Source organism: Pantoea sp. QMID4 (assembly GCF_030270445.1).
GTDB classification, from domain to species: Bacteria; Pseudomonadota; Gammaproteobacteria; order Enterobacterales; family Enterobacteriaceae; genus Pantoea; species Pantoea vagans.
Genome location: NZ_BSXL01000013.1, coordinates 42891 through 65943, shown reverse-complemented (window position 1 = coordinate 65943; position 23053 = coordinate 42891). Strand labels below are relative to the sequence as shown.

The window sequence follows — 23053 nt, the reverse complement described above, 5'->3', positions numbered from 1 at the left end:
AGCTTATAGTAAAACCACCTCATCACATGATGAAACATAATGCCTGATAAGCGGTATTCTTGTGTACGAGGAACGTCCGCTTGTGGCACAGAGCGGACTGACGGCGGCCAGGGTCCGCTATGAGCGAGGAGCGGAAGTTGGTACTTTTGCGCGCAAAACCGGTCCCGTCTGCAGGCAGAGGGTAGCCAATTCCGGGAGGTGTTTTTCAGTTTGTCTGGCCGAAAGATAATTAATACTATAATTTTTAATAAGTTAAAATAAGTATTATGCATAAGATGTGAAGCTAAAGGACAGATATGACAGCATATTCAAACTCTGATGCAGCAAGGGATTTACGCTCGGCCTTAGACAAAGCACCCGCTGGCGCTGTGAACGGAGAATGGTTATTTATCACCGAACAGGCTGGAGTCTCCTCACAAACAGGAGGTTACATGTATGCAGACGGGAGTCACGTTGCAGAGGGTAACCACGCCTTTCAAAAAGTCCGGGAGGTTGTCGAAAAACTTGAAGCATCACAGATACGGCCCTTTAATAAGGTTATCGTTCACTGGACAAGGTCTAAAATACCGTTAATACGGGGGCGCCTAACCGTTGATACACTATTCGATGAGACAATTGTGCCGCGTGGTCCACAGGACCCGATTTATGACGCAGCTTCAGTAGCAAGGCGAGCCTTTTGGGAAAAGTATGGCAGCGTCTCAGATGGCTTTAAGGCTGAACAAGATGGCGCGAACATACATAATCAGACGGAATGGTTTGGGCCTCATCGTCGAGTACTCACTGTGAAGAGCAACACCCAATTAACGCTGGCCACTGATGGCCTCTCGACACCCTGGGCTGGCATTGCTGACCCGGAAAATGGCGTAGGATGCGAACTTTTCATGGAATTAGACGCTTCGAGTATAACCAGCCACCAGATTGATGACTGGGCACATCTCTTGATTAACCTTGGAGATCTCGTTGCCAATGGGTATCAGGTTGCTGCCGATGTTGAAAAATATGGTGCAATTCTGTTTTGCACTCTTACAGACGAATATAACCCAATGACCCGAATCATCCTCAGCCGTGATGGCCGTAAGATTGATAATTTGCCTTTCGGTTCCGTTCCGCTGATCCGTGTAACGCCGATAGCAGAGTCAGAGATTGAACACCTTGAACAATCTGATGAATGGGCATCAAGCGCAGCAATACATGCTCTCGCGGAACGGCAGATTGAAACATAGACAATTAGCGCGACGCTGTTCACGCCCCTTCCGGGGTAAAATGAGTTCGACCACTTTACTTAAAGTAAGAACAGCATCAAATAATTGAATCTTGTTCTGCTGTGAGCGAACAGCGGACATTTACTGATAACGACTGGAGTTTCATCACATTAAACATAATAACCCGTTCATCTCTGCTTAGCTTTAACATACGCCTCAGGCGGTAAATGGTGGATTACCACAACTTCGGAATCCATCTCTATGCTCGGGTAGTGCTCACGCATCCCTTCCAGAAGTTCGGCATCCGGCCATTCCTTGCTTTTCCCAAGTCTGGCCGCGACGTCAGAAAGTGACATCCTTTCAACGCACGTGACCCACACCATGACCGTGTCGGATGCATCCCGCACGTTTACGTAAAGCATCGGACCCGGCACAAATTCACGCTCCCGCCAGCGGATGGTGTGAAGTTTCCTGCCTGCGCGGACGTCTGGCAGCAGACGGGGTACGATCTTAAGATTCTGCAATGACATGACCTCCGGCGAAAAAAAGGCTCCCCGCAGCGGGAGCCTTCAGCACATACAGCAGCACTATCAGTGTATACCCCTGGTGAGGCACACTACCGTTATCGGCCTCTTCTACATGCACATAAGCGCAGCCGGAATCATTTTTCTTGGTACCTGCCAGGCATCACACTTTTACCATAACATCTCGATCACGAATCCCGGAACCGGCAGCAGGCCTAGGCCTGCTGAATCCCTGCGCGTTCCTGAAAAGGCGTGATACTGTAAGTGGCGGTTTTTCTTAACGCGAATTTCACTGCCTTACTTTCCTTCCCGGCTCCGCTGGCCAGGTTTCGGGATTTTTTTCAGCCATCCGGGATATCCGTCCCGGATGGCTGCCCGGGAACTCACCCCAGGATCATGACCACGCCACTGTACCTCAGACGACAGACAGCGAACGCCGGCAGCGGCGTAAGCGGTAAAAAATACGCTATCCAGCCTGGCGACACGGCTGCGCCTGAATTTTACGCGTAAAAAAACCCGCCATCTCCAGCGGGTTGAACAACAGAAAAGCGTTCGCAATTTACTGCATAAAGCGCAGGCTCCAGCATGAGTCTGCACGCTTTCAGCATGCGTAAATCCTGTAATTTCACAAGCCAGCCGCAAACAGGGGGCAAAAAAAAAGCTCCTCCAGGGCAGGGGGAGCCAGAAGTACATCACACACGTTCGCGTTATCGGTTTATTTCACCCCTGGTGAGGCACATTATGATTATCGGCACCGGCAGCCCGATAATAAGAAGTTTAGGCAAAAATATTCCGCACCAGCCAGGCATCACGCTTTTAACATAAAAGCGCTTACCGGCACCGCCGCAGGCGCCCTCAGCGCGTTTCTGACGCTGGCGGGCCGTTTCCGGCACCTTTTCTCTGTTCAGAACTCCGAAAAACGCCCCTGATGGCTTCGGCGCTTCTGCATGGTTATGCAGTGAAATCTGTCCTCCAGGGATTAGTGCATGCAGATGTTGGAAACGTCCGCTTTTGGCACAAGATGGGCTGGCTAACTGAGCTGAAGGTCCGCTATGAGCGAAAAGCGGACTTTTAAAAAGTAATATTTGATAGGTTGATTGCAGGGAACTAAATGATTAGCATCTGCTCTTTCGGACAAAGAAAATGACGGTTAACGATTCCCTCTTCGCATTCTCTCTCGCAGCACTGTTACTTACCCTGACTCCCGGCCTCGATACGGCACTTATTTTGCGCACCGCTTGTGCTGAGGGCGGCAAAAAGGCTTTTCACGCTGCGCTTGGCATTGATGCTGGCTGTTTTATATGGGGCGCGCTGGTCGCGTTGGGTCTTGGCGCTCTTCTGGCGGTTTCAGAGATGGCTTACACTGTGCTCAAAGTTTGTGGCGCGGTCTACCTGAGCTGGCTGGGCTTACAACTGCTGATACGTCCTCGATCATCATTCAGTGATGGTGATAACAACAACGTTTCTCAGGGGAGTTGGTTTATCAGAGGAATGCTGGGGAATGTGCTCAATCCCAAAATGGGCATTTTCTATGTCTCATTTTTGCCGCAGTTCGTACCTGTCGGTCACTCACCTTTAATATGGACTTTTATCCTGGTAAGCATCCACGTAGCTATTGGGACTATATGGTCAATAACTCTCATTTTATCCACGCATTTTGCGTCAGCCGTATTGAAGAAAGGTCGCATTGTCCGGGTGATGGACAGAGCAACAGGGGGCTTATTTTTATGCTTCGCGGCTAAACTTGCTATTAGCACGAAATAGCCTTGGGCTGACTGGCAATGTCCGCTTCTGGCACGCAGCGGACCATCGGACTGAAGTGAAGGTCCGCTGCGAGCGAAAGCAGGCGTAGTTTTAATTACTGATTCTGTAATTTAATACCCTAACGCACGATGGTCTTGCTCATATTGATACCCGTTACTCCAAAACCACTGCTCTCGTATACATGAAAAGCACGGGCATTATCTCCAGCTACGCGTAGTCTAATCTCCTTAAAACCCTTATCCTGAAGATCCTCTTCAAAAGCGCGAAGAGCCTGTTTACCCAACCCTTCTCCCTGAAATGAATTTAAAATATAAAAATCATAGATAAATACTGTGCGCATTGCCGCATCTGGTTTGTACCAAAGATAGCCTACGTGCCTCTCAGATACATCTAATTTTGAGAAAATGGAAAGTAAAATTTGCCCCTGAGTATTCACTCCTTCCGCAAGCAATTTTGATATTTCCTGCTTGGCCATCGTTAAAGAATCACTTTTAGACATTCTATAATTTGACGCTATCTCAATTGCATAATCCGGAATAAAATATTCAAGATAAGCAGAGTACTCTTCTTCTGTCATTGGGCGAAACGAGACCATCTTTTTAATCCTTATTGAGGAAGTCATACAGACAGAAATAACCATACTAATAGCGCTATAGCAATGTAACTTCAAATTATTCGATTATGGAATAACAACACTCCGATCGATTACATGTAAGGGATACTCAATGTCCGCTTCTGGCACACAGCGGACATCATGTAATACCTACTTGACGCGATTCAGGCGGGCGAGCAGTGCGCAGCCTGCCCCTTAATGCCGCGTGAGCGGCATTAAGGGGCCAGATAATGTAACTTATGACTCAGAAGCCAATCGGCGCCGTACGCCCGGCGTAGCCGGTTTCTGACCGATATATACTACGAATCCATCCCCTGCCCTGATTAGCCCAAACCAACTTTCAGCAGCGAAGAAGTTTATGTAACCCCTTTTAACCCCGGTGAGCGGGCTTTACGGCGCCTGCGACGTAAAGGGCGTGATTTCCGGGGCCTTGGCGGCGGCAGCCTGCTGCTGACGCTTAGGGGGGTGTTCATCACAACGTTCAGCGACAGGCACGGAACTTAACACGGTAGCTGCCAGACGCCGTTTAAGCAGCGGCCTGTTAGCAGCTTACTAGCCTGATGGTCGAAGACGAAAGAAAGAAACCGCGGCTCCTCCCACCGCAATTCAAAACTAACTAGTTACAACACCCATTTATCAGCCACTTCTGTTCCGGCCCTTCGGGCCGGGGCGGGGGCGGCCTGTTAAGGGGCACTCGGAGTTTCAGGATGGCCCGGGTTTCGGTTGAGAGGGGCTGGAGGTTTCAGGCCGGCTCTGGTGTGTTCCTATATCGTGATTAAGAGTGTTGTAACTAATGATTTCCCTATGCCCGCCGCAGGCGGGAGCTACTTCAGATTCTGAGCGGCGCGGACGTCTGCGGCCGCTGCAAGCGAAGACCTTCTTTATCCTCAGAATGGCCGGACTGAAAACCTTATTTTCTTTTTGATTATTTCTTTACTGACCAGAGGTCAGGAATATCTTGCGGGTAACTTCAGACTCACTTGCAGGTAAGGTTAACTTTCCGATTGCGGGTAAATGTTAATAAAAAAAGACGGCCTCTGAAAAAGCGGTATTTCTGTCGTCTCAGAGGGGAAAATGACGCGGCTGCGGGGAGGAAAACAGGGCGTCAGGCACGCGGCACAAACGACTTTACCGCCAGTCAAGGCGGTTAATATCGTGCGTGGAAACGTCAGTGAACGACGTCGGGAGGTGCAGGCTCGTAGCCGAGGCCCAGCTCCAGCTGGTTAAGATGCTGCCACACAAGGCGATCGAAGCTGTCAGCGTCGAGGTTGATCAGTTCATGGTTCGGCCGCGTGCGGATGAGCCAGCTGGCCATCGTGCTGCGCCGTTCATCGAGCGGCAGTTTACCCAGCTTACTGCGCCTTTTCTCCCGTACGGCCTTCTCGCGCCGGCTCAGCAGCGTCGCTATACGGGCTTTTTCATACCAGCGCCGGCGGGCGGCCCGGACGGAGTCACGCGTACCGGGTTCGAGAATACCTTCCTCTTCGGCCTCGATGCGCTGATTTCGCTGCAGCAGCAGCTTATCCGTGTTAACGCCGCACAGCTGCCAGAAACGCTCCGTGAGAATGATATGCCGGGGCATCCAGTACTGTTCAATCGGGTCCCATTCCAGGTCAGGCATTTCGATAAGGCCAAACCGTGCTAGCTCCGGGAACAGACGCGACAGCCGGCAGGGTTCGACCCGGGTTTCGGGGATGACGTTGTCTTCACTGTCTTTCGGGCTGAGCTCGCTGGCGAGCCGGCTGACATTGACGGTCACAACCCAGGTGGCCATGTCGGCACGCTGAACAAGCAGAGGGAATAACGCATCGATAAGCGCACGCCGTTCCGGACGGAAATGCCGATCGCGGCCTGCAGCTTTACGGTACTGCGTAAAGTAAGGATGAAGTGACGGCCGGAAACGCAGCGTCCACTTACCGCTGGTCTTTTCTTTGACGACCAGACGACGCATGGCGTGGCCAAACTCACCCGGGAGCGGGCGATAGCCATCAGGCGCGAACCACCGGGGTTCAGGGCATTTGCAGGTGACATCATGATCGCCGCGGCGACGTCTGTCATTTTCGGAAGTCGGGCTGTTTATCCCGATTAAATTGCGGTCATTCACCCTGTCCCAAACTTATGGCGGGCAGGGGTTGTCTTATGAATAGCATGCGTTATAATCCTTTACAGGCGCTGCGCCTGCTTTTGGACCCCCTGATTCTGATTCTTCCGCCAAGTTGAGCTCAGATTCGGGGGGTTTTTGCATTCAGAGTACGGTAAACCGTAAACTCTAGACCCTGGACGTTTTTGCGGATACGTCCTATCCGGTTTATTTATTCCCGCGCCGCGCATGACCGGCCACAGGTTTACTGCAAATCCTCATCGTCAACCACCACAGTATTCGATAAGGATCTAAAAAGGATCGCCGCCCGGCGAATTCTGAAAAGAATACCCATCTCACCCGTTTAAATCCAGCACAGTTTGCTCACAGCTCGAATCGTATGGATAAAAAAAGTTCACTGATAAACTTTATTTTGAACGAATTCACATCTGTGGCCTGACTTAATCCAAATCACGCGTCTGGCGGGACGGCGCAACCTGGTGGGATATCTGAGAGATGTATTTCCTGATTTTAAGCAGTAGGTTGTAATGCAATCACGAATGATCGCTTTACCTATACGATGGGCAGGGCGTTCAGGCTGAGGCGTACCGCAGCTTCGCGAGGAACGAACAGCCTGAGCGGCGTGGCCATCATGGGGTAAAGGTTGTGGCACTATGGCCGATACTCACTGATACTGTTAGCGCGATTGTAAGTACATCCGACGGTCTTTTCCGTTATGGATACTGTGACCGGCCCTGTATGACTCAGGCCGGTTTTTTTAACCTTTTTCTGCCCGGGCAATGGCCTGCTGCATAACCTGTTCGCTTACCACCCCCGGGATAACAGTGGTGTTATCCGGCGTGGCGTTTTCAGCAGGCATCACGATAATGCCAGGTGTCCCCGTAAGCCCCAGCATTTCAGCCAGGGCAGCATTGTTCTCAATAATCTGGTCGGCAGCAGAATTACTCTCATCTGAAACGTTACCTGTACCGGCAGCAATACCGGCTTTCTCTATATCTTCTGCTGTCAGTTTCCCTTCGTTATGTCCGGTCCGGTAAATGCCGTTGTGGAATGCCATGTACGCATCCGCACCATGTGTCCTGTAAATGCTGAGGCCCCGGCGTGAAGCCTGCGCTGATTCCGGAAAGCGGGCGGCAAAAATAGTCCAGTCCCGGAATGCAAAGCGCACACCGGCGTTTGCAGCCATCACCTTTTCCATCACCGGCGCCATCATGCTGCAGGCAATACATTCATAGTCAAAGAACTCAGTCACGATAACTTTTGAATCCGCCGGTCCTTTAAGGGGCACGCCATCGAGCTGCATCAGCAGCCGATGTGTTTTAAGCGCTGACTGTACGTAAGTCTGTTGCTGCATGGCCTGCTGCCGCGCCTGCAGCTTTTTGCTCATCTCAATGAGCACGTCCGGATGCGCGACCAGATAGTCCGCCGCAATCTCGCCGATACGGGCCTGCTGTTCCGGGGTAAAAGTTTCAGTGCCAGCTGCAGCGGACTGGACGGAAAACAACGAAGTGCTCATGGCCAGCGCAAAGGTGGCCATCTTAAGGGTCTGTTTCATGATTTATCTCATATGCCTGCGCGGAGCAGGCTGAAGGTGAGGCGGTCGCGAATACGGCCGCGCTGATCTTTAACGTTCTTTCTGTATGTGACGGGTGATTTCCGGGGCAGGTAACTCCCTATCAGGCTCACGTCCCCGAGCTTCCGGAGGAAGGCTGACTTGGGTCTGCTGCTCAAGTTCGCGCGCGGCACTGGCCAGAGCCGCTGAAGAGATTTCCGGCTGAACAGTTTTAACCGCAGGTCGCGAACGGTTAATTTCTTCCTGAACCTGGCGGACCACGGCAGCCGGTGTCTCGCCGTTGCTGCCTGTTGTCGCGGCTTGCCTGACACTGTCAGGTATACCGCTGACTGACAGTGCACCGAGCACGGCGCGAACGGCTACATCAGCTGAGACATCCGGCGTATCCGCCAGTGTCCGGGCAGCCTGCCTGACGAGCGCGCTGTAGTCAGTCTGCGACTCGCCCGGTAGGCGGGGCAGCTTCTGCTCCACAAGCTCTGCCACACGTGCTGCAAGCTGCACGGCCAGCGTAACCTTATCGATACCGTCCCGGCCTGGTGGCACTGGCGGCAGGCTGATTTTTTCCTTCATATTGCCGATGCTGACTGATTTTATTGCACTACGCAGCGTAGCCTGCTCATCCTGCTCTTTCTCTGTTTGTGGCAGAACGGCAAGTATTTCCTGCAGCTCAGCTTTCACCTGACTCAGAAGTGTGGCGTCCGGACGGCGCAGCTCTTCCAGATTGCCACCTGCCACCTTCAATAGTTGTGCGGATGGCATCTGACGGCCGTGCAAGATCAACACACCCGCCTCCGGCTTTTCGCGCGCAGCGGCAAATCCCTGCTTGAGATCGCTAACGAGCAGGATCTCGCCGCTGCGGCTTTTCTGCAGCATGGCGGCCTGTGCATCCTCTGTTGCCAGCTGACGGGACTGGCCTGGATTAATCACTCCCTTTTCATGGTGCAGCGGGAGCAGAGTCAGACCGGCAGCTTTACCATTACCGTCATAAGCCGGAAGTGCCAGGTGCGGCTCTGGATATTTCCGTGTCGGCGGGATGATGCGTGCCGTCACCGGTGCCCCGCCCAGCCCATTGCCGTTTAGAAAGGCACGCCCAATGGCGGTCTTCATCAATGGCTGACCCATAGCCCAGATGGCGCGGGCCTGCTTGCGCTCAGTTTCTGGCGACAGTGCATCGTGGGCAGTTTTGAAGCCCTTTTCTTCCTGAGTTAACGCTTTTTTCCAAACCTTTATGTTATCGGTGTATACCTGCACATGCTCCTTTGCCCTTGACACGCTGATGTAAAACGCCCGCATCCCGCTAATCATACTCCGCGGACCTGTGGCACTTTCCAGCGCGATAACAAAGCGGCTGCTCGCCCCCTGAGCACCATGACCGGTAACTGCCCACGCGTAGTCAATGTGCTGATCCGCCAGAGTATTGCCAGGAGAAATCACCTTCTCACCTGATGTACCTTTCAGTACGACGTCTCCATTATTATGAAGCGCCGCCACCTGGTACTGTTCATGCGCTGCATGGCCTGCCTGTCGCTGAGTTTTGGTCATGCGGATGCTGTCACCGGTACGCAGTTCGAGCGTCTGTTGCCAGAAAACCTCGATTTCAGTCGCGTTAAGCTCGGCGGGCGAGTAGTAGCGCATCCGCCCATCCTCGTCCCGCAGCAGCACGTTCTTCGTGCCGCGGTCCAGGCCTGTGACTTTCAGGTAACGATCGCCGCTCAGCACCACATGTCCGACCTTCCAGGCATCAAACCTGTTAAAGTCGTGACGTCCGCTGGTAACACGTTCAAGCACCGGCACCAGAACCGCCTTTCCGCCCAGCTCATTAGCCTCCGTCATCGCCAAATGAATACCCGCGTTAAGTGCTCGTCGGTCGTCATTCAGTGACGTTACGATAAGCGTCTGTGCACGTGCAGACGGTGTGCGGCTCATGTAGTCGGCGACGATTGCGTCATGGATACGGGGCGCCCGCCTGCCGTCGGGGCCGGGCAGCTCGTTGCCGTTTTCATCCTTTGGCGGCGGAGGAACTTCTATAACTGAACGTTGCGGTGCCTGACTTTCGGCCCGACGCGACACTACGGCAGGGGAAACGCGATCAATTTTCTCCAGCGCCGCGGCGGCTTTATTTTCAATGACACTGTACACCGCGCCGCGCAGGTCGTCGCTGAGCTGGCGCTTGATTTCCTTCATCACCGCGACATCAATCGGGCTGCGCTCCTGCAGCAGGCGGAAGGGAGCACCGCTCTCCGGTGATTCGAGCTGGGCGACGTCGCCCACCATGACCGCACGGCCATTGCCCGCCGCGATGGCGCGCAGGGCCTCCGCCGTATCCTGGTTACCCAGCATGGAGGCCTCATCGATGAGAAACAGCGTATTGCCGTAACTGACCTTTTCGCCGGCGGCGGTGCGCTGCTGCCAGTCAAGCAGAAATGATTTCATGGTCTGCCCTTCAATACCGATGCTACGCATTTCCTTGACAGCACGGTGCGTCGGCCCCAGCCCAATGACCGCAGGTCGCACGGTTTCGGGCAGTGTATCAATGGCCGTTTTGACAGCGTCAAATTGTGTGGTTTTACCCACACCCGCGTACCCTTGTACCGCCTTAAAGCGGTCGGCACTCTCAAGGATAAGTGTGGATGCGTCGCGCTGCCCGGCTGTCAGGCTGGCGGGTAGCGCGGCTGCGGCACTGGCCATCAGCGGTGTCACGGCGTTCTTTCCGGCCTCCACTTCCCTGACAATCGCTTTCTCCATTTCCCATGTGGCGCGTGCTACGTAGCGGATTTCGCCGTCATACGGCACCTTAATGAGCTCCCCGGCCTGCTCTAACCGGATTATTTCTCCGCCGACCCCGCCAGTGCTGCCAAGAAATTCGGCCGCTTTTTCTATCAGCTGTGCAAACGGAAAAGCGACATCCCGCATATTGGATACTGCCCGGGAGACCGCCTTCTGCGCATCGGTCTGAATGCCGGCTTTCAACGTATACATCGCCTCACCGGCTTCCTCCCGGCCGCTCAGCTGGCGGATCAGTTCCAGCGGTGTACGGTTATCCCGCAGGCGTCCGAGTTTCTCTTCGGCACGACCCAGCGCTTCGCCGGTATAAATTTCAGCCTGGTTTCCGGACTGCGCCAGCGAATTCATCATGTTGGCGGACAGGTCACGGGCGCCAAGTGACGCAAGCACCGTACCCGTCTCAAAGTCCCGGCTCCCGGGCGCGCTGACGTAACCGTGGGTAACGTATAACGGGCCATCCGTACTGAGGCGAAGCGGACGCTTCTGCCCGTCCCGCTGAACCGTCAGCATGCCATTTTCCACCGACGTCACCCGGAGCCGGTCACGCGCTTTGAGGCCGGCTTCTTTATCGGCCGCGAGCGCAAAAAGTTGCTCACCCGGTGCCACGCTGAGAGTGGCTCGCGTGAACAGGCGCCAGTCGCCGGTCAGGGCTGTCATTTTCACCCGGCTCAGCACGCCGTCACCGTCAATCAGGGACAGCATGCGTGTATCCTCATGCACACGATCGATGACATAGTGACGCGTTTCCTCTTTTTCCGTCCGATCTTCAAGTACCATCCCTGCCCGGTAGGTGGACGGAAGCCGGCGCTCTCTGGCCGAAGCGAAAACAGGGGTGCGTGACTCGATTTCTGCTGTATCACGCCCGAGTTTGCCGGCATTCTGCAGCGCGTCGCGGATGACGCTGGTGAGCTGCTGCTGTTCACGGGCACCCGTCACGACAGCGGTTACGGGCGCGTCTCCGCCGCTGAGTTCGGCATAGCGATCGGCCAGAACCTGATACCGCTCGCGCTTATCCTGAATACTCAGCACCCGGACGTCCATTTCAGGCACCGGGGTGCTCAGCGTGAGGCGCTCCGCCCCGGCTGAAGCCAGTACGGAAAGCGCACTGGCGTTAGACTGACGGCCGGCGCTGTCAAGGAACAGTAGCTGCGCATTTTTTTCCCGCGCCTCGGCGGTCAGAACCAGCACTTCTTTCAGCCCGAGTTTTTCCGCGCCCTCAATAACCAGCGTGCTCTGCACGCCGAGGCTGAATGTGCTGTCCAGCAGGCGGCTGCGCGACAGCAAATCGTTCTTCAGCAGCGGGGATTTCCCAAAGCTCAGCGCACGCTCCGCGGAGCTGGTCAGCACCTTCACGTCCCGCCCCTGCTCCCGTGACATTGTCACCAGTTCCTCGGTAGTTTCGCGCAGGCGCTGCACGGAAGCTGGCGCATTCAGAATGGCCACCGGTGATCGCGCCGCTTTTTCGAGATGCGCCGGCGGCGCTTTTGAAAAGATGCGCATATTCGCCACTTTATTCTCTTTAAGTATTTCTGCCGTCAGCGACTGTACGGAGAGTTCATCAAGCAGGTGGATCTGTGAGGTGAATACGCCCTTTTCGCCGTCAAGCGGTGTCAGCAGGTCTTCACTGATTGCCTGATCGATGGCCCTGCGCAGGTCTGGCAGCTTCTGCTGCGTTTCACCCGCATCGTGGGCGGTCAGCAGCAGGTCACCATAGGTAAAGCGGGTCCGGCTGTCGCTCAGCACGGAAATGGCGGTGCGGACCGCCTCCATCGCCGGCACAGGGGCGTCCTGCACCTCACCCGCCTCAGGACGGGACATTTCACGTTCGCGCGCTCCATTCATCACGCCCTGAATGTCAAAGCCGGTGTCTTCCATCTGGCGCTGCCAGCGCGCCTGCAGCCGGGCACGGCCGTCGGCCGTTTCGGGTTTGGCGATCGGGTCATCCTGAATCGGTGCTGACGGCGCTGAGAGTTTCTCATCTGCAGTCACACTGGCTTTTTCTGCGGCTGACAGCGCACTTTCCGGCGCAGGCTCTGCAGGCCCGTCTTTATCCTGTACTGACGGCGTTAAAGATTCTTTACCTGCTGTTTCAGAGAGTTCTTCTGCAGCTGACAACGTGCTCTCGGGTCCGCGTTCTGCCGGCACGTCTTTATCCTGTGCTGACGGGTCTAAAGGCTCTTTATCTGCTGTTGCAGGGATTTTTCCTGTAACGGTTACCTCGTGCGCCGGCGCAGGCTCAGCCTGCTCGGGTATGGAGGAAGATTCGGGCCGGGTGCGCCCCGTGGCCGCTTCGTCATCGCCATAGCGGCTGATGTCCTGCTTGCGCTGGCGCGTATCGAGTGCGGCAACGTCACGGCTTTTCAGCGAGGCATCCTCGCCGGCGCGTGCATGGATTTCCCGGTGCCGCGATGAAAACTCATCCAGCACCGCTTCCGTAAAGCCCTTTATCTCCCACAAATCATGACGGCCGCCGGTCGGCACGGTTTCATAGCCGATAGCCTCCGCCTTGCCTTTAAGCACGTTGCGGTAGATTTTGCCGTACGTTATCTGATTGCGGTATGCCGTTTCAATAAAGCCAGCGCCGTGAATGGTGTCGGTGGCCAGCGCCTTCCACTTGCCGTCCAGCTCCGTGACGTTGGCCATCACCGCGTGCGTGTGGATCTGCGGATCGAGGTTGCGGGAGGTATCGTGCGTGAACAGTGCGGCAACCATTTTACCGCTGGTCACGATGCGCGTGACGCCCTCCTTCGTGTCCCGGGCGCTTACAGTCTGCTCCATGATTGCCAGCGTCTCTTTTACTGCATCATGGTGCGCCTCCAGCAGGCGTTTATCGCCGCCGGCAAGGATAAGCATCGAGACGCTTTTGGGTGCCGAAAAGGTAAAGTCGTGACCCGGGCGGTGCACGTGTGCACCCTGCACCTCCTTGCCCAGCACCACGCCGTTGGGCAGATTGCCGTGCAGGATGTCCGTAAACGTATCTAGGTCAACCGGACCCTCAAGGCCCAGCTCCCGCGCACCCTCACCCATCCACTGCGTGGGCATGTCATCCAGAAAGTAATAGTTATCCTTGCTGCTGTAGTAGCCGGCAGCGTCGGCGGCCGAAGCCACCGGAGCAACGGTCATCATCGTTCATACCCTCCCGGGTCCAGGCTGTCACTCATCTCCTGATACGCGTCGTAGTCGTCGCGGTGTCGCAGGATGTTCTTTTCGTCATCGGCCATGCGCGCGTTGGCGTCGCTGTACTGCCGGGCATCAGCCTCCTCGCGCTTTTGCTGGTCAGTTTTTCGCGGGCTGATGTGCCGGACGATGAGGCGGCCACCGTCGTCTTTTTCCATCTGCATGTTCAGCTCCGGGGCTTCACCCTGCGCCGCGCCATCCTGCGGCATCGCCTCCTCAGCGTCGCTTTCACTGCTTTCTGCTGCTGCAGCCCGGCTTTTACGGCGCGCCAGCATGTCGAGTGCGCTGGGTCCGGACGGTTTTGACTTCATAAGGGGGCGCACGATCGGCTTCAGCGTCTGCGGCGGCGATGCTTCACGCCCGGTGTCTGATGGCGCTACCGGCCGGACAGGTGCCGGCGGCGGCATTTTCGTTTCAGGCGGTGCCTCTGCGGCAGTCTGCTTTGCCAGCAGCGGCTCAGCCTCAGCTGCAATGACCGGCGCGGGTACAGTACGCAGCGGGAACGGGCGCACATTTGAGGGTGGCGGCGTATCACCTGCGGCCTCTGATGCGGGTAGTGCTGCAGCTGGCGTCGCAGCAGGTACCGACACCACAACCTCATGCTCAGCAGGCGAAAGCGGGCGGACCACGGGCGGCTGAGCTTTTAACGGCGCAGCAGCGGATGAGACAGGCACAGACGCCGGTCCGGATGTGGCGGTAGCAGGGTTATCGTCTTCCAGTATTTCTTCGCCGGTCGGAAACGAAATGTTCGCTGCGCGGGAACTGCGTTCGTTGCTTTCGATGATGCGCTCGAGCTCCGGACTCAGCCGGTCACGGAAGTCGCGTTCAATCAGTGCGGGGTGATATTTTTTCTGTCTGCGGTACTTCAGGTTCAGCTTCACCACCGGGTATTCGCCCGGCAGGCGCACGTAGAACTGCAGGTTCGGCATCCTCATAATCTGGTCGTAGTCCACGATGGGCTCGTTGACCTTGTCCTTACTGATGGAGATACCGTCGCGCACCTGATCAAGACCGTAGCTGTTCTGTTCGCGTGCCTCGCGCCGGCGCTGATGACCCAGCTCCTCCTCCACGATTTTGGCCACCTCTGCGCTCGGTGAGCGGCCATAGGCGCGGGTGTTCAGCAGGTCAAAGATGGCTTTGGCCATTTCGCGGCCGTAGATGTGTATAAGCTGCGGCATGTTCTGAATGCCAATCACGAAGCAGGCCCCGAACTTTCGCCCCTCGGCCAGCGTTTCGTTAAGCTCCGGTATCTTCTGCAGACCAACAATCTCATCACCGATGATCCACACGCGCCTTTCGCTGTCCTCCCCCATGCTCTGCAGCAGCAGCGTGGCCATCGACAGCCACATGGTTATCAGCGGGCGTACCGCTTTACGGTGGCGTGCCGTGGTGGAGATAAACAGCCAGCTGCTGTCGTACTGCGCGTCGGTCATCCACTCGCGGATGCTGAACTCCGGCTTACCCTCCTTGTCCAGCCCCTGCAGATAGCGCAGCGACTTGGCGTAGTTGGTCAGCACCGAGCGGATAGAGATGGCGGTTTTCTCGATTTTTTCCTCAACCAAGTTGGCGGACGGGGTGTTTTTGAGAAACTCGCGCAGGCTTTTCAGGTCGATGGAGAGACAGGTCTTCAGGAACGCCTCAATGCTGCGATCGGGCCGCGAGGCAAACTGCATGGCCGTGTCGCTGAAGATGGTGCGCGATGAGGATACCCAGAACGGGTCGGAGTCTCCCTCGACCGGCATCAGCGCGGCCGTCATGTTCTCGTAGTCCACCACGTCCTGCGCTTCGCGCCACAGCACCCAGTTCTCACAGCGCCTGTCGTGAGCGCAAAGAATTTTATCCAGGCGCTCGTCGTAGTGGGTCTCGATGAATGTGCCGCCGGAGTCGTAAACTATCGCGCGGTCGCCGCGCCTGCGGATATAGTCCAGCAGCCAGCGGATGAGCGTGGACTTGCCTACATTAACTGTGCCGTGAATGAGAAAGTTCATAATCTCGGCGTTCTTCACCATGTTCAGGCCGCCAATCTGCAGATCGGACTTCTGACCGGCCTTTTTCAGTAGCCGGTTGACCTCTTTAGGCTGATCGGTAAGGGTCATGCCCGAGATAAACTCGTCCTCACTCTCCTTCTTACCGATGCGCCCCACATACCAGGCGATGAGGCACCAGAGTAGGCTGGCGGTGATTCCACAGGCGCTGGAGATGAAGCGCAGGTTCGCCAGGAACTGGCGGCCCATGTCCTGCATCCACGGATTGGCCAGCAGCTGCGCCGGCGTCAGCTTTATCGTGCACAGCTGCGCACTCTCATCGCAGTGCCAGAAGATGTCCCATGTGGCCTCGGCCGCACGCGGGGACAGGCCCAGCAGTGAGTGGCTGGGCCACGCAGCCCAGTACCAGAAGCCGTTACGCAGTACATCGTCGGGCGTTGTCAGCCAGAACAGCGCGCCGGTGGCCACCACGAACAGCAGCAGCATCCAGTGGAAAATCCAGTTGCTGACCTGCACAAACATGCGCAGCCGGTAGGCCGTCATCTGGCCACCCTGCGTCAGGTATTTGGGTGTAAAACTCATGGGAAACTCCGGAAAGCACGCAGGCGCAGCCGCCCGGAGAAACCGGGCAGGCTGACGGCAGAAAGAGAAGTGGCAGAAAAGGCCGATCAGGCCCCGGAAATTATTTCAGCGTGACGGACGCGGGGGTGCGGATAAGCCCCGTACGGCGCAGCAGCCAGACGCCGGCCATAACCGGGATAGCACAGGTGAAGATAAACAGATTCCAGCAGGTCAGCGTGAGCGCAGACAGCACACAACCGGCCGTCATGACCAGCAGAACCAGCAGCAGCGTGATAACGCCCGGGGGCATCATGTCGCCCTGCACCATACGGGTAGCGAGGTCCCAGGCAAACAGATGGCTGTGTGACATGATGGTTTTTACGATATCCGGCCCGAACTGCCACAGCACAATGGCGCTCCAGGCGAAACACAGGGTTAACCAGATAACAAATGTGCGTGCCGCACCGTTGAGAGTGAGCATAGGTATTTCCTTCAGAAAGTTAAGATTGGGGATGAAGCACAGCCGTTACAACGCAGGCTCCGGCGCGCGCTGCAGGGGCAGAACCCCGTGGAGCATGATGGATAAATGTCGGTTAAATCTGAGCCACGCTTCCGCTACCCCGTATTTCAGGGAGAAAGGTGGAAATATGAGGTCCCGTGAGGGAGGAGGGCAGCACCCGTGGTGTTGATGCTGCCCCGGTGTCTGCTGCCCGGGGGGCGCAGACGTGGGTCGGCAGGCGCCCCGTTGTCAGGAGAGATTTTCTTATTTCCCCTTAAGGCGCATGCCGCCGGCTTTGCAACCGGTCATTACTTAATACCAGGAATTTCAGAGCCCTGCAAGCTGCTATACCGTTATAACTGCCTCCCTGACAGTTGCAGAACCAGCTAAGCAGTATCTTGCGTTACATGATGCCGGCGACCGATTTAGCCAGCTGCGCTTCAAGAACAGGTTTTGCCTCTTCAAACTTCAGGTTCACTTTATTAGCGTTTGAAACGACGCGGGTCTGATACTTCAAACGGTTGCCCTCTTCACTGCTGGTCTGTAGCTTGAGGCCAGAGTTTCCCTGCCTTAGCGCAGCCACATTATCTGTCGTCACGGCTGCCTTGCTGCATTCGGAAATCTGTAGATCGGTCACCATCGTAAAGTTCGTGTCCTCGACCAGAGCATCTGCTGCCATTCCCGCAAGCCCCGCGGCCAGACCTATGCCCAGAATGGCTCCCCCTGAATTACTGTTATAAGCAGTAATACCCGCACCAAGAGCAGCCCCCGTAGCGGCGCCTTCATATCCTGTCGACAGGAAGCTTTGTGCCTGCCGCAAATCCATCTTTTCTGCTTTCAGCACATTGGCCTGAATCCAGTAATAGGCAGTATCAGGACTGGAGGTCACGGTATAGCCTTTTGCACGCAGGTCCTGCGCCAGCATTGGCTCAAGATCACTCATGTCTTTATCGGAGGTATTTCGTACCTGCAGATAAACCGTTTTCTGACTGGAGGGTTCCAGCCAGACGGTCTGGCTCATCTGCGTTTTGACATCGAGATTGCGCTTTTTAATAGCTGTACTCATGGCACTACAACCAGAAAGCATAAGACAGGCAGCAGCAGTCGCTGCCACGAAGACATTGCGGTTTTTCACAGGTTCATCCTTATTTAACAAAGAAAACGGAAATGGCGCGCCCCTGGGCACGCTGTATTAATTGGAAGTGTTTATAAAGAAAACCCCTTCTGCCTGATTGGCGGAAGGGGCATTAGCGGGAGGTGGTTATACTCAGATGCTTTTAATAATTTTGGCGAATTTGCTCATTGCGCCAGCGATACCATAGCGTGTTAATTCTGAACTGATAATAGCCTGCATGATGAGATGACTTGTCAAAAGCACGAATGGCGCCGCATAAAATAACTGCGGATTCCAGGCTGCCATTAATGCGAACATGCCATTGCCAAAGATTGCTGCTATACAGGTATTTTTGTATGTCCGACTTAACTTCTGCACCAGTAGCGATTTACTTCTCACTGTCTGCGGTATAGCGGTCAGCAACAGAAACGGAGTATAAGTCATAGCCATAATCGCTAATGATAAGATAAGTGTGAAGCCACCGAAGGCCAGCGTCAGCCCCTGATAATGCAGCGTCGGATTAATCCACACATCGTCTGGCGGCACAAAGCTATAGATGATGTATGCGAACGATAATGCATACAACGACAAACAGGTTACCGGAAAAGCAGCACTCAATTTCATTGCATCGAGTGCATTTGGAACCTGCTGTTCGCCAGATGCAAAACTATTAAGCAGATAATCTGCATCCTTCTTCATATCGCTATACATCATCCCAGCCCCCTTACTTATCCGGCACGCCGTCTAAGCTCCGCTATTTTTCTATCAAAGTCATCGCCCAGATTATCTTTGGGTTTCTGGCCCTGCTCATTTAACTCTTTATTATGACCCGCTTTAAAATTTCCTTTAGCAGAATCATGTTCGTGCTTAAGTATATCACTGGACGTCTGAACAGTGGTTTTATTTTCAGCGATTTTACCGTCATTTTCCCTGAGAGTTTCCATAAGGCCAGATCTTTGTGCTGCGACCTGATTGGCGACGTTATTCTGAATGCCGGCGCCGGCAGCCTGCTCGCCTATACGCTTTGACCCACTGCGGAAATCTTCTCTCATTTCCTGTGAAGGTGCACTGGCAGGAACGCTGAGATTCCGCTCTCCCTGCCGCGTGCTGACTTCAGTTGGCTGGCCTTTTCTGACGACAGCTTCCTGTGACGTACCTTCAGCGGGTACATGACTGTAAGCCGGTGAGCTTCCCGACAGGGCCTGTCCGGAAGTCTGTGCTCCGGCGGGAAGCGTGATTCCACGGTCTGCAGATATCCCTGCTGCATCCAGTGAGCTTGCCGGCTGCAGCGGCTCACTATTAACCTGGTCAGTCCGTGCGCCATAGTTCTTCATGATTTCGGGTTCAAGCCGTTCATGCATAAATTCGGTGGCCGCGCCCTGAGCGCTTCTGACGTTTGTCAGGATGTTCTGCGCATCGCTGCCATACTTCGCGGTAGTCCAGTCCACGAACTCCTGATTGTAGTTGGCGTCCAGGCTGGCGCTCTGCGTCTGTGAAAGAGTGGCCATGCGGCTGAACTCCTGGCTACGCGTGCTGCTCTCAGTGTACTGATGGTACTGACTCTTCGCATCATTGAGAGTCGCTGCAAACTGCTGAGCATTAGAGCTGGACTGATTATCAGTATGACTCCCCGAATCGCTCAGGCGAGTTGATGTCACCATATCCATACCTTCGCGGAAATCACGTGCCTCCTGACTGCTCTGATCGCGGCGACTATCATGGCCCTCTGAGTGGCTGTCCTGCGTTCCATGCGAGCTGCCGGTCGTATGACGAAGGTCAGCACTGACACTGGCTTCCCCTCCTGCGCTCACGCCAGTCGCCCACTTGCCGAGTTTACCCGCCAACTGATCACCGGTATCAAATTTAACCTGTACCCTGACACCCGTGCCTGCACTTCCCTGATTAGTGATGTCCATCAGCTGGTTATATGCCTGCTGCTCAGAGACATTATGCGACTTCGCATAGTTCTCAACGGCAGACTGCATTTTGCTCGCGCCTTTAGAGACATTCGTTGCCACACTGTTGTCGCTGCCCTGCGTCATGCTGTCGCTATTGCCGCTCTGCTGTGTCAGCTGGTTCATCTGCTGGAAACCGCTGGTCACGCTGTGGTTATAACCATCAAGCGAACTCTGCGCCTGCTGTTGCGCTTGCCGTGCCTGCTCGGAGAACCCGCTGCTCGCAAGTGAGCTGAGCCGCATGCTGACAGGCAGGTTTGATATCGCCTGACTGGTATCCACTACGGTATGTCCGTCCGCCGTCTGCGTCATCATCGCGTTATTGCCGGTCTGGAAGCCCTGAGACCCTGAGCGGCGCAGCATATTAGTATCAAACTTGTTGGCACTGACGTTATCCATCGACATGTTGTTAAACGACCAGTTGCCGTCTGCAGTCGTGGAGGCCTGTCCGCCAGTCGCAAACGCCGCCGAACTCATCACTCCACCTACGGCCTGAGAAGCCACCGACGCAGCGCCTTTGGTCAGGAAAAATGCGAGCACCGGTATCGACATGCTCAGATAGCCCGCGATGTTGGCCGCGTCTGAGTGCTGCAGGGCGACCTGATCCTGATTGGCCAGCACCAGCGGCGTGGCACCGGTCTTCGTCTGCAGATAGAAGTTGGCCAGTGAGTTAAGGATAGCGAACATCACCGGCCACATGGTGAAGTAAACGAAACCGCCGGCGTACAGCTTCAGCGTTTTAAGCCCGAAGATGTCATGGTTTACCAGCGCAAGCGCAATCACCAGCGGGAATAGCGCAATCAGTACCAGCATCATCAGTGACTGGAACATTGGCAGTGTACGTGCGGCTATCACGCCGCCCGCGCCCCAGCTGATGCGCTGTTTGGTCATGCTGGACTCGGTAGCCAGATTCAGCAGGTTGGCCGTATCGGAAGAGCGCGCCGCAAAACCTTTCCAGCCGTCACGGATTGCTGCATTGGTGATGTTATTACGCATAATCTGCGCGGCGCTCAGGCCACCTGCATAGAAGAAGTTGTAGCTATCATCCATTGCGTTGCCAAGCAGTGTATCCCCGCTGACGCGGCTACCGAACACGCGAGTTGCCAGCGCATGCCAGGTTGTACCGCCGATGCGCACGTCAGCCCCGATCAGGTTTTTAACGACGGCAGCCGCCTGCTGGCAGGTAATGAACTGCCGGCCGCTGCCCGTATCCTGGTACAGACCGCGTAGCGGACTCGGGTTATTCGTAATCAGCGTCAGCGGATCGGTGCTGTTCAGCAACTGTGACACGGTGTACTTGTTATTCAGCAGGATATCGCCCACCACGCAGTTTTCCACGTAGTCGGTAAGCATTCCGGCCAGCTGCGGATTCTGTGACCGGAAGTCCGTAGTCTGAGCAACAATCTGTGAACCGAAAAGCATGCCAGACTTCGTATAGGTCAGCGAGTCCGGCCGCGAGAAGCTGTACTCATAAAGCTGCGCCACCCCGAACTGCACGGACGTGGTCAGGCCTGCGATGAAGGCCAGGCCTGCCGGCACGTTATCGACCTGATAAACTGCCGCCGGGTCTGTAACATCAAGTATCTGTATGCTGCGCTTCGGAACGAGCAGCACCGAGGTGATGACAAAAAAGATGGCCAGCCAGCTGGCAAACACCATCGGGTTGCGCGATTTGATAAAGCTGAAGATCACGCCCAGTACGCCGAAGAGTCCGGCGATACGTTTTAACGTGTCATAAGTGTCGCTGCCGATGACGGTGACGACGCCATTAAACACCTGCCGCCACATGTCACCGCCGTAGATGGTCCAGACCTCAGTCATTGCCCGTTCCCCACTGATAGTTGCCCTGATAGGACGTCGAGATAATGGTCGATACCTGCTGCTGCAGGTACTGCATATTGCGATCGATGCCGTCCAGTGCATTCTGGTCGGCGGTGCTCTGCAACTTCATCTGTGCCAGCAGCGAGGTAGCAGCCAGCACGTTGTTGCGAAGTTCGCCGGCCGCCTGCTCGGGGAAATTTTTACCAGCCAGTGACTGGCTCGCCTGCTTTACCAGCTCCTGCAGATACTGAATCATCATGTCCTGCGCAATAAAATCGGCGACCTGTATCAGGTAGGTAGGGCTCATGCCCATGCTGCGTGAGTTAGTCAGGTATTTCAGCACCGGCACAGAGGTGGTATTAATGAAGCCCTTCTCTCTGTCAGACAGGCCAGTGTCAGCGGTGAGCTTGCTGTCGATGGAAATCATCAGGTTCCTTACCTGCGTCACCAGTGCCACGTCGCTGCTGACCGTGACGCTGGCCACCGTCGGTCCGAGGCACAGGTCCTGTTCATCACAGCCGTACATTTTCGCGGTGCCGCCACGCATAAGCACGGTAATAATGTCGCGATTATCAACGAGAGGCGTCAGAACGGTGACCTGCCCCGCTTTGTTAAAAATGATTGAACCCACCACGCTCATCACCAGTTCCTTCAGCTGGCGGTTACCATCAAACAGATGGTTGCGGCCCAGCGCGTCCCAGATGAGATTCTTATTTTTCAGCACCTGATCCTTCATACTGTCGGAAGCTCTGCCGGTGACGCTGTCACCCTGACCGCCCACCGTGCAGCCCTGACGAGATGCCGCCCAGTCGGAAAAGATGTTGCTCTCACCCGCAATGTCCTGACAGATTTTCTGGTTCGAAACCTGAGACACAGGCCACAGACCGCCGATGATGCCCTGCGCGGCCTGACAGGAACTCATGTTGGCGGAGTTCACGTCGGAGGCCAGCTTTTGCAGAAAGTCTTTGGCCTGCTTGAGCTCCGGCACCATCGTCTGCAGTGCCAGATCAAATGCGTAGCCCGCCGCATTACTCATAATCTGCTTAACGAAGCGCTGCAGTTCTGCCCCGTTGATGTAGGAAAAAGCACCCAGATAGGAGTCAATGCCGCCGCAGCCGGCGTTAAGTGACGGTACCTGCATCGAGATGAGCTGCACCTGTTTGACCGGGTTGCGCAGATAGATGGAGCCGCCGGTAACATATCCGGCTGCCTGACCCTGCCATGCCTGCGCCTTTGAGACGTTGCCGTCAAAGCCGAGACTGCCAAAGTAGCCGTTCAGGTCGCCCTGCACGTCGGCAAAGGCCGGCGCACTCAGTGTAAGAGCGGCCAGAGCGCCTGTTAGGAACTGACGCAGATTCATGATGTTTTCCCCGCCTGCAA

General features: G+C 55.4%; 13 protein-coding genes. 2 read left to right on the top strand and 11 right to left on the bottom strand.

What is annotated here, in order from left to right; translation table 11 throughout:
• The first annotated feature begins 296 nt into the window (after window positions 1–296).
• A complete protein-coding gene (locus tag QSK07_RS22140) occupies window positions 297–1223 on the top strand; it encodes a hypothetical protein (RefSeq protein ID WP_285723101.1) in 927 nt (308 codons plus the stop codon).
• A 167-nt stretch (window positions 1224–1390) separates the two neighbouring features.
• Here QSK07_RS22140 and QSK07_RS22135 read toward each other — a convergent pair whose 3' ends face one another.
• Window positions 1391–1732, bottom strand: a complete 342-nt coding sequence (locus tag QSK07_RS22135) for an ASCH domain-containing protein (protein ID WP_502921733.1) — start codon at window positions 1730–1732, stop codon at window positions 1391–1393.
• A gap of 1137 nt (window positions 1733–2869) precedes the next feature.
• Between QSK07_RS22135 and QSK07_RS22130 the strand changes: the two genes are divergently transcribed.
• Entirely contained in the window at window positions 2870–3490 is a 621-nt protein-coding gene (locus tag QSK07_RS22130; protein ID WP_285723103.1) for a LysE family translocator, read from the top strand.
• 118 nt (window positions 3491–3608) lie between these two features.
• On the opposite strand, the gene QSK07_RS22125 is transcribed toward QSK07_RS22130, so the two are convergent.
• The 10 genes from QSK07_RS22125 to traH form a co-directional block, all read right to left on the bottom strand.
• Window positions 3609–4085, bottom strand: a complete 477-nt coding sequence (locus tag QSK07_RS22125; RefSeq protein WP_285723105.1) for a GNAT family N-acetyltransferase — start codon at window positions 4083–4085, stop codon at window positions 3609–3611.
• 1186 nt (window positions 4086–5271) lie between these two features.
• Window positions 5272–6207, bottom strand: coding sequence for a plasmid replication initiator RepA (gene repA / locus QSK07_RS22120; protein WP_285723107.1), 936 nt, complete (start codon window positions 6205–6207; stop codon window positions 5272–5274).
• A 754-nt stretch (window positions 6208–6961) separates the two neighbouring features.
• The gene (locus QSK07_RS22115; protein WP_285723108.1) at window positions 6962–7759 is read right to left on the bottom strand and encodes a DsbA family protein; all 798 of its coding nucleotides are present in this window, start codon (window positions 7757–7759) and stop codon (window positions 6962–6964) included.
• A gap of 69 nt (window positions 7760–7828) precedes the next feature.
• Window positions 7829–13687, bottom strand: coding sequence for a MobF family relaxase (mobF, locus tag QSK07_RS22110; RefSeq protein WP_285723110.1), 5859 nt, complete (start codon window positions 13685–13687; stop codon window positions 7829–7831).
• On the bottom strand, window positions 13684–16305 hold the full coding sequence (gene traD, locus QSK07_RS22105) for a type IV conjugative transfer system coupling protein TraD (protein ID WP_285723112.1): 2622 nt from the start codon (window positions 16303–16305) through the stop codon (window positions 13684–13686). Before traD ends, mobF begins: the two co-directional genes overlap by 4 nt.
• 100 nt (window positions 16306–16405) lie before the next feature.
• The gene (locus QSK07_RS22100) at window positions 16406–16765 is read right to left on the bottom strand and encodes a hypothetical protein (RefSeq protein WP_285723114.1); all 360 of its coding nucleotides are present in this window, start codon (window positions 16763–16765) and stop codon (window positions 16406–16408) included.
• 421 nt (window positions 16766–17186) lie between these two features.
• The gene (gene traT, locus QSK07_RS22095; protein WP_285723224.1) at window positions 17187–17870 is read right to left on the bottom strand and encodes a complement resistance protein TraT; all 684 of its coding nucleotides are present in this window, start codon (window positions 17868–17870) and stop codon (window positions 17187–17189) included.
• A gap of 180 nt (window positions 17871–18050) precedes the next feature.
• A complete protein-coding gene (locus QSK07_RS22090; protein WP_285723117.1) occupies window positions 18051–18611 on the bottom strand; it encodes a hypothetical protein in 561 nt (186 codons plus the stop codon).
• Window positions 18612–18625: 14 nt separating this feature from the next.
• The gene (gene traG / locus QSK07_RS22085) at window positions 18626–21673 is read right to left on the bottom strand and encodes a conjugal transfer mating-pair stabilization protein TraG (RefSeq protein WP_285723119.1); all 3048 of its coding nucleotides are present in this window, start codon (window positions 21671–21673) and stop codon (window positions 18626–18628) included.
• Window positions 21666–23033 carry a conjugal transfer pilus assembly protein TraH gene (traH, locus tag QSK07_RS22080; RefSeq protein ID WP_285723121.1) on the bottom strand — a complete coding sequence of 456 codons (1368 nt, stop codon included), beginning with the start codon at window positions 23031–23033 and terminating at the stop codon, window positions 21666–21668. Before traH ends, traG begins: the two co-directional genes overlap by 8 nt.
• Window positions 23034–23053 lie beyond the last annotated feature (20 nt).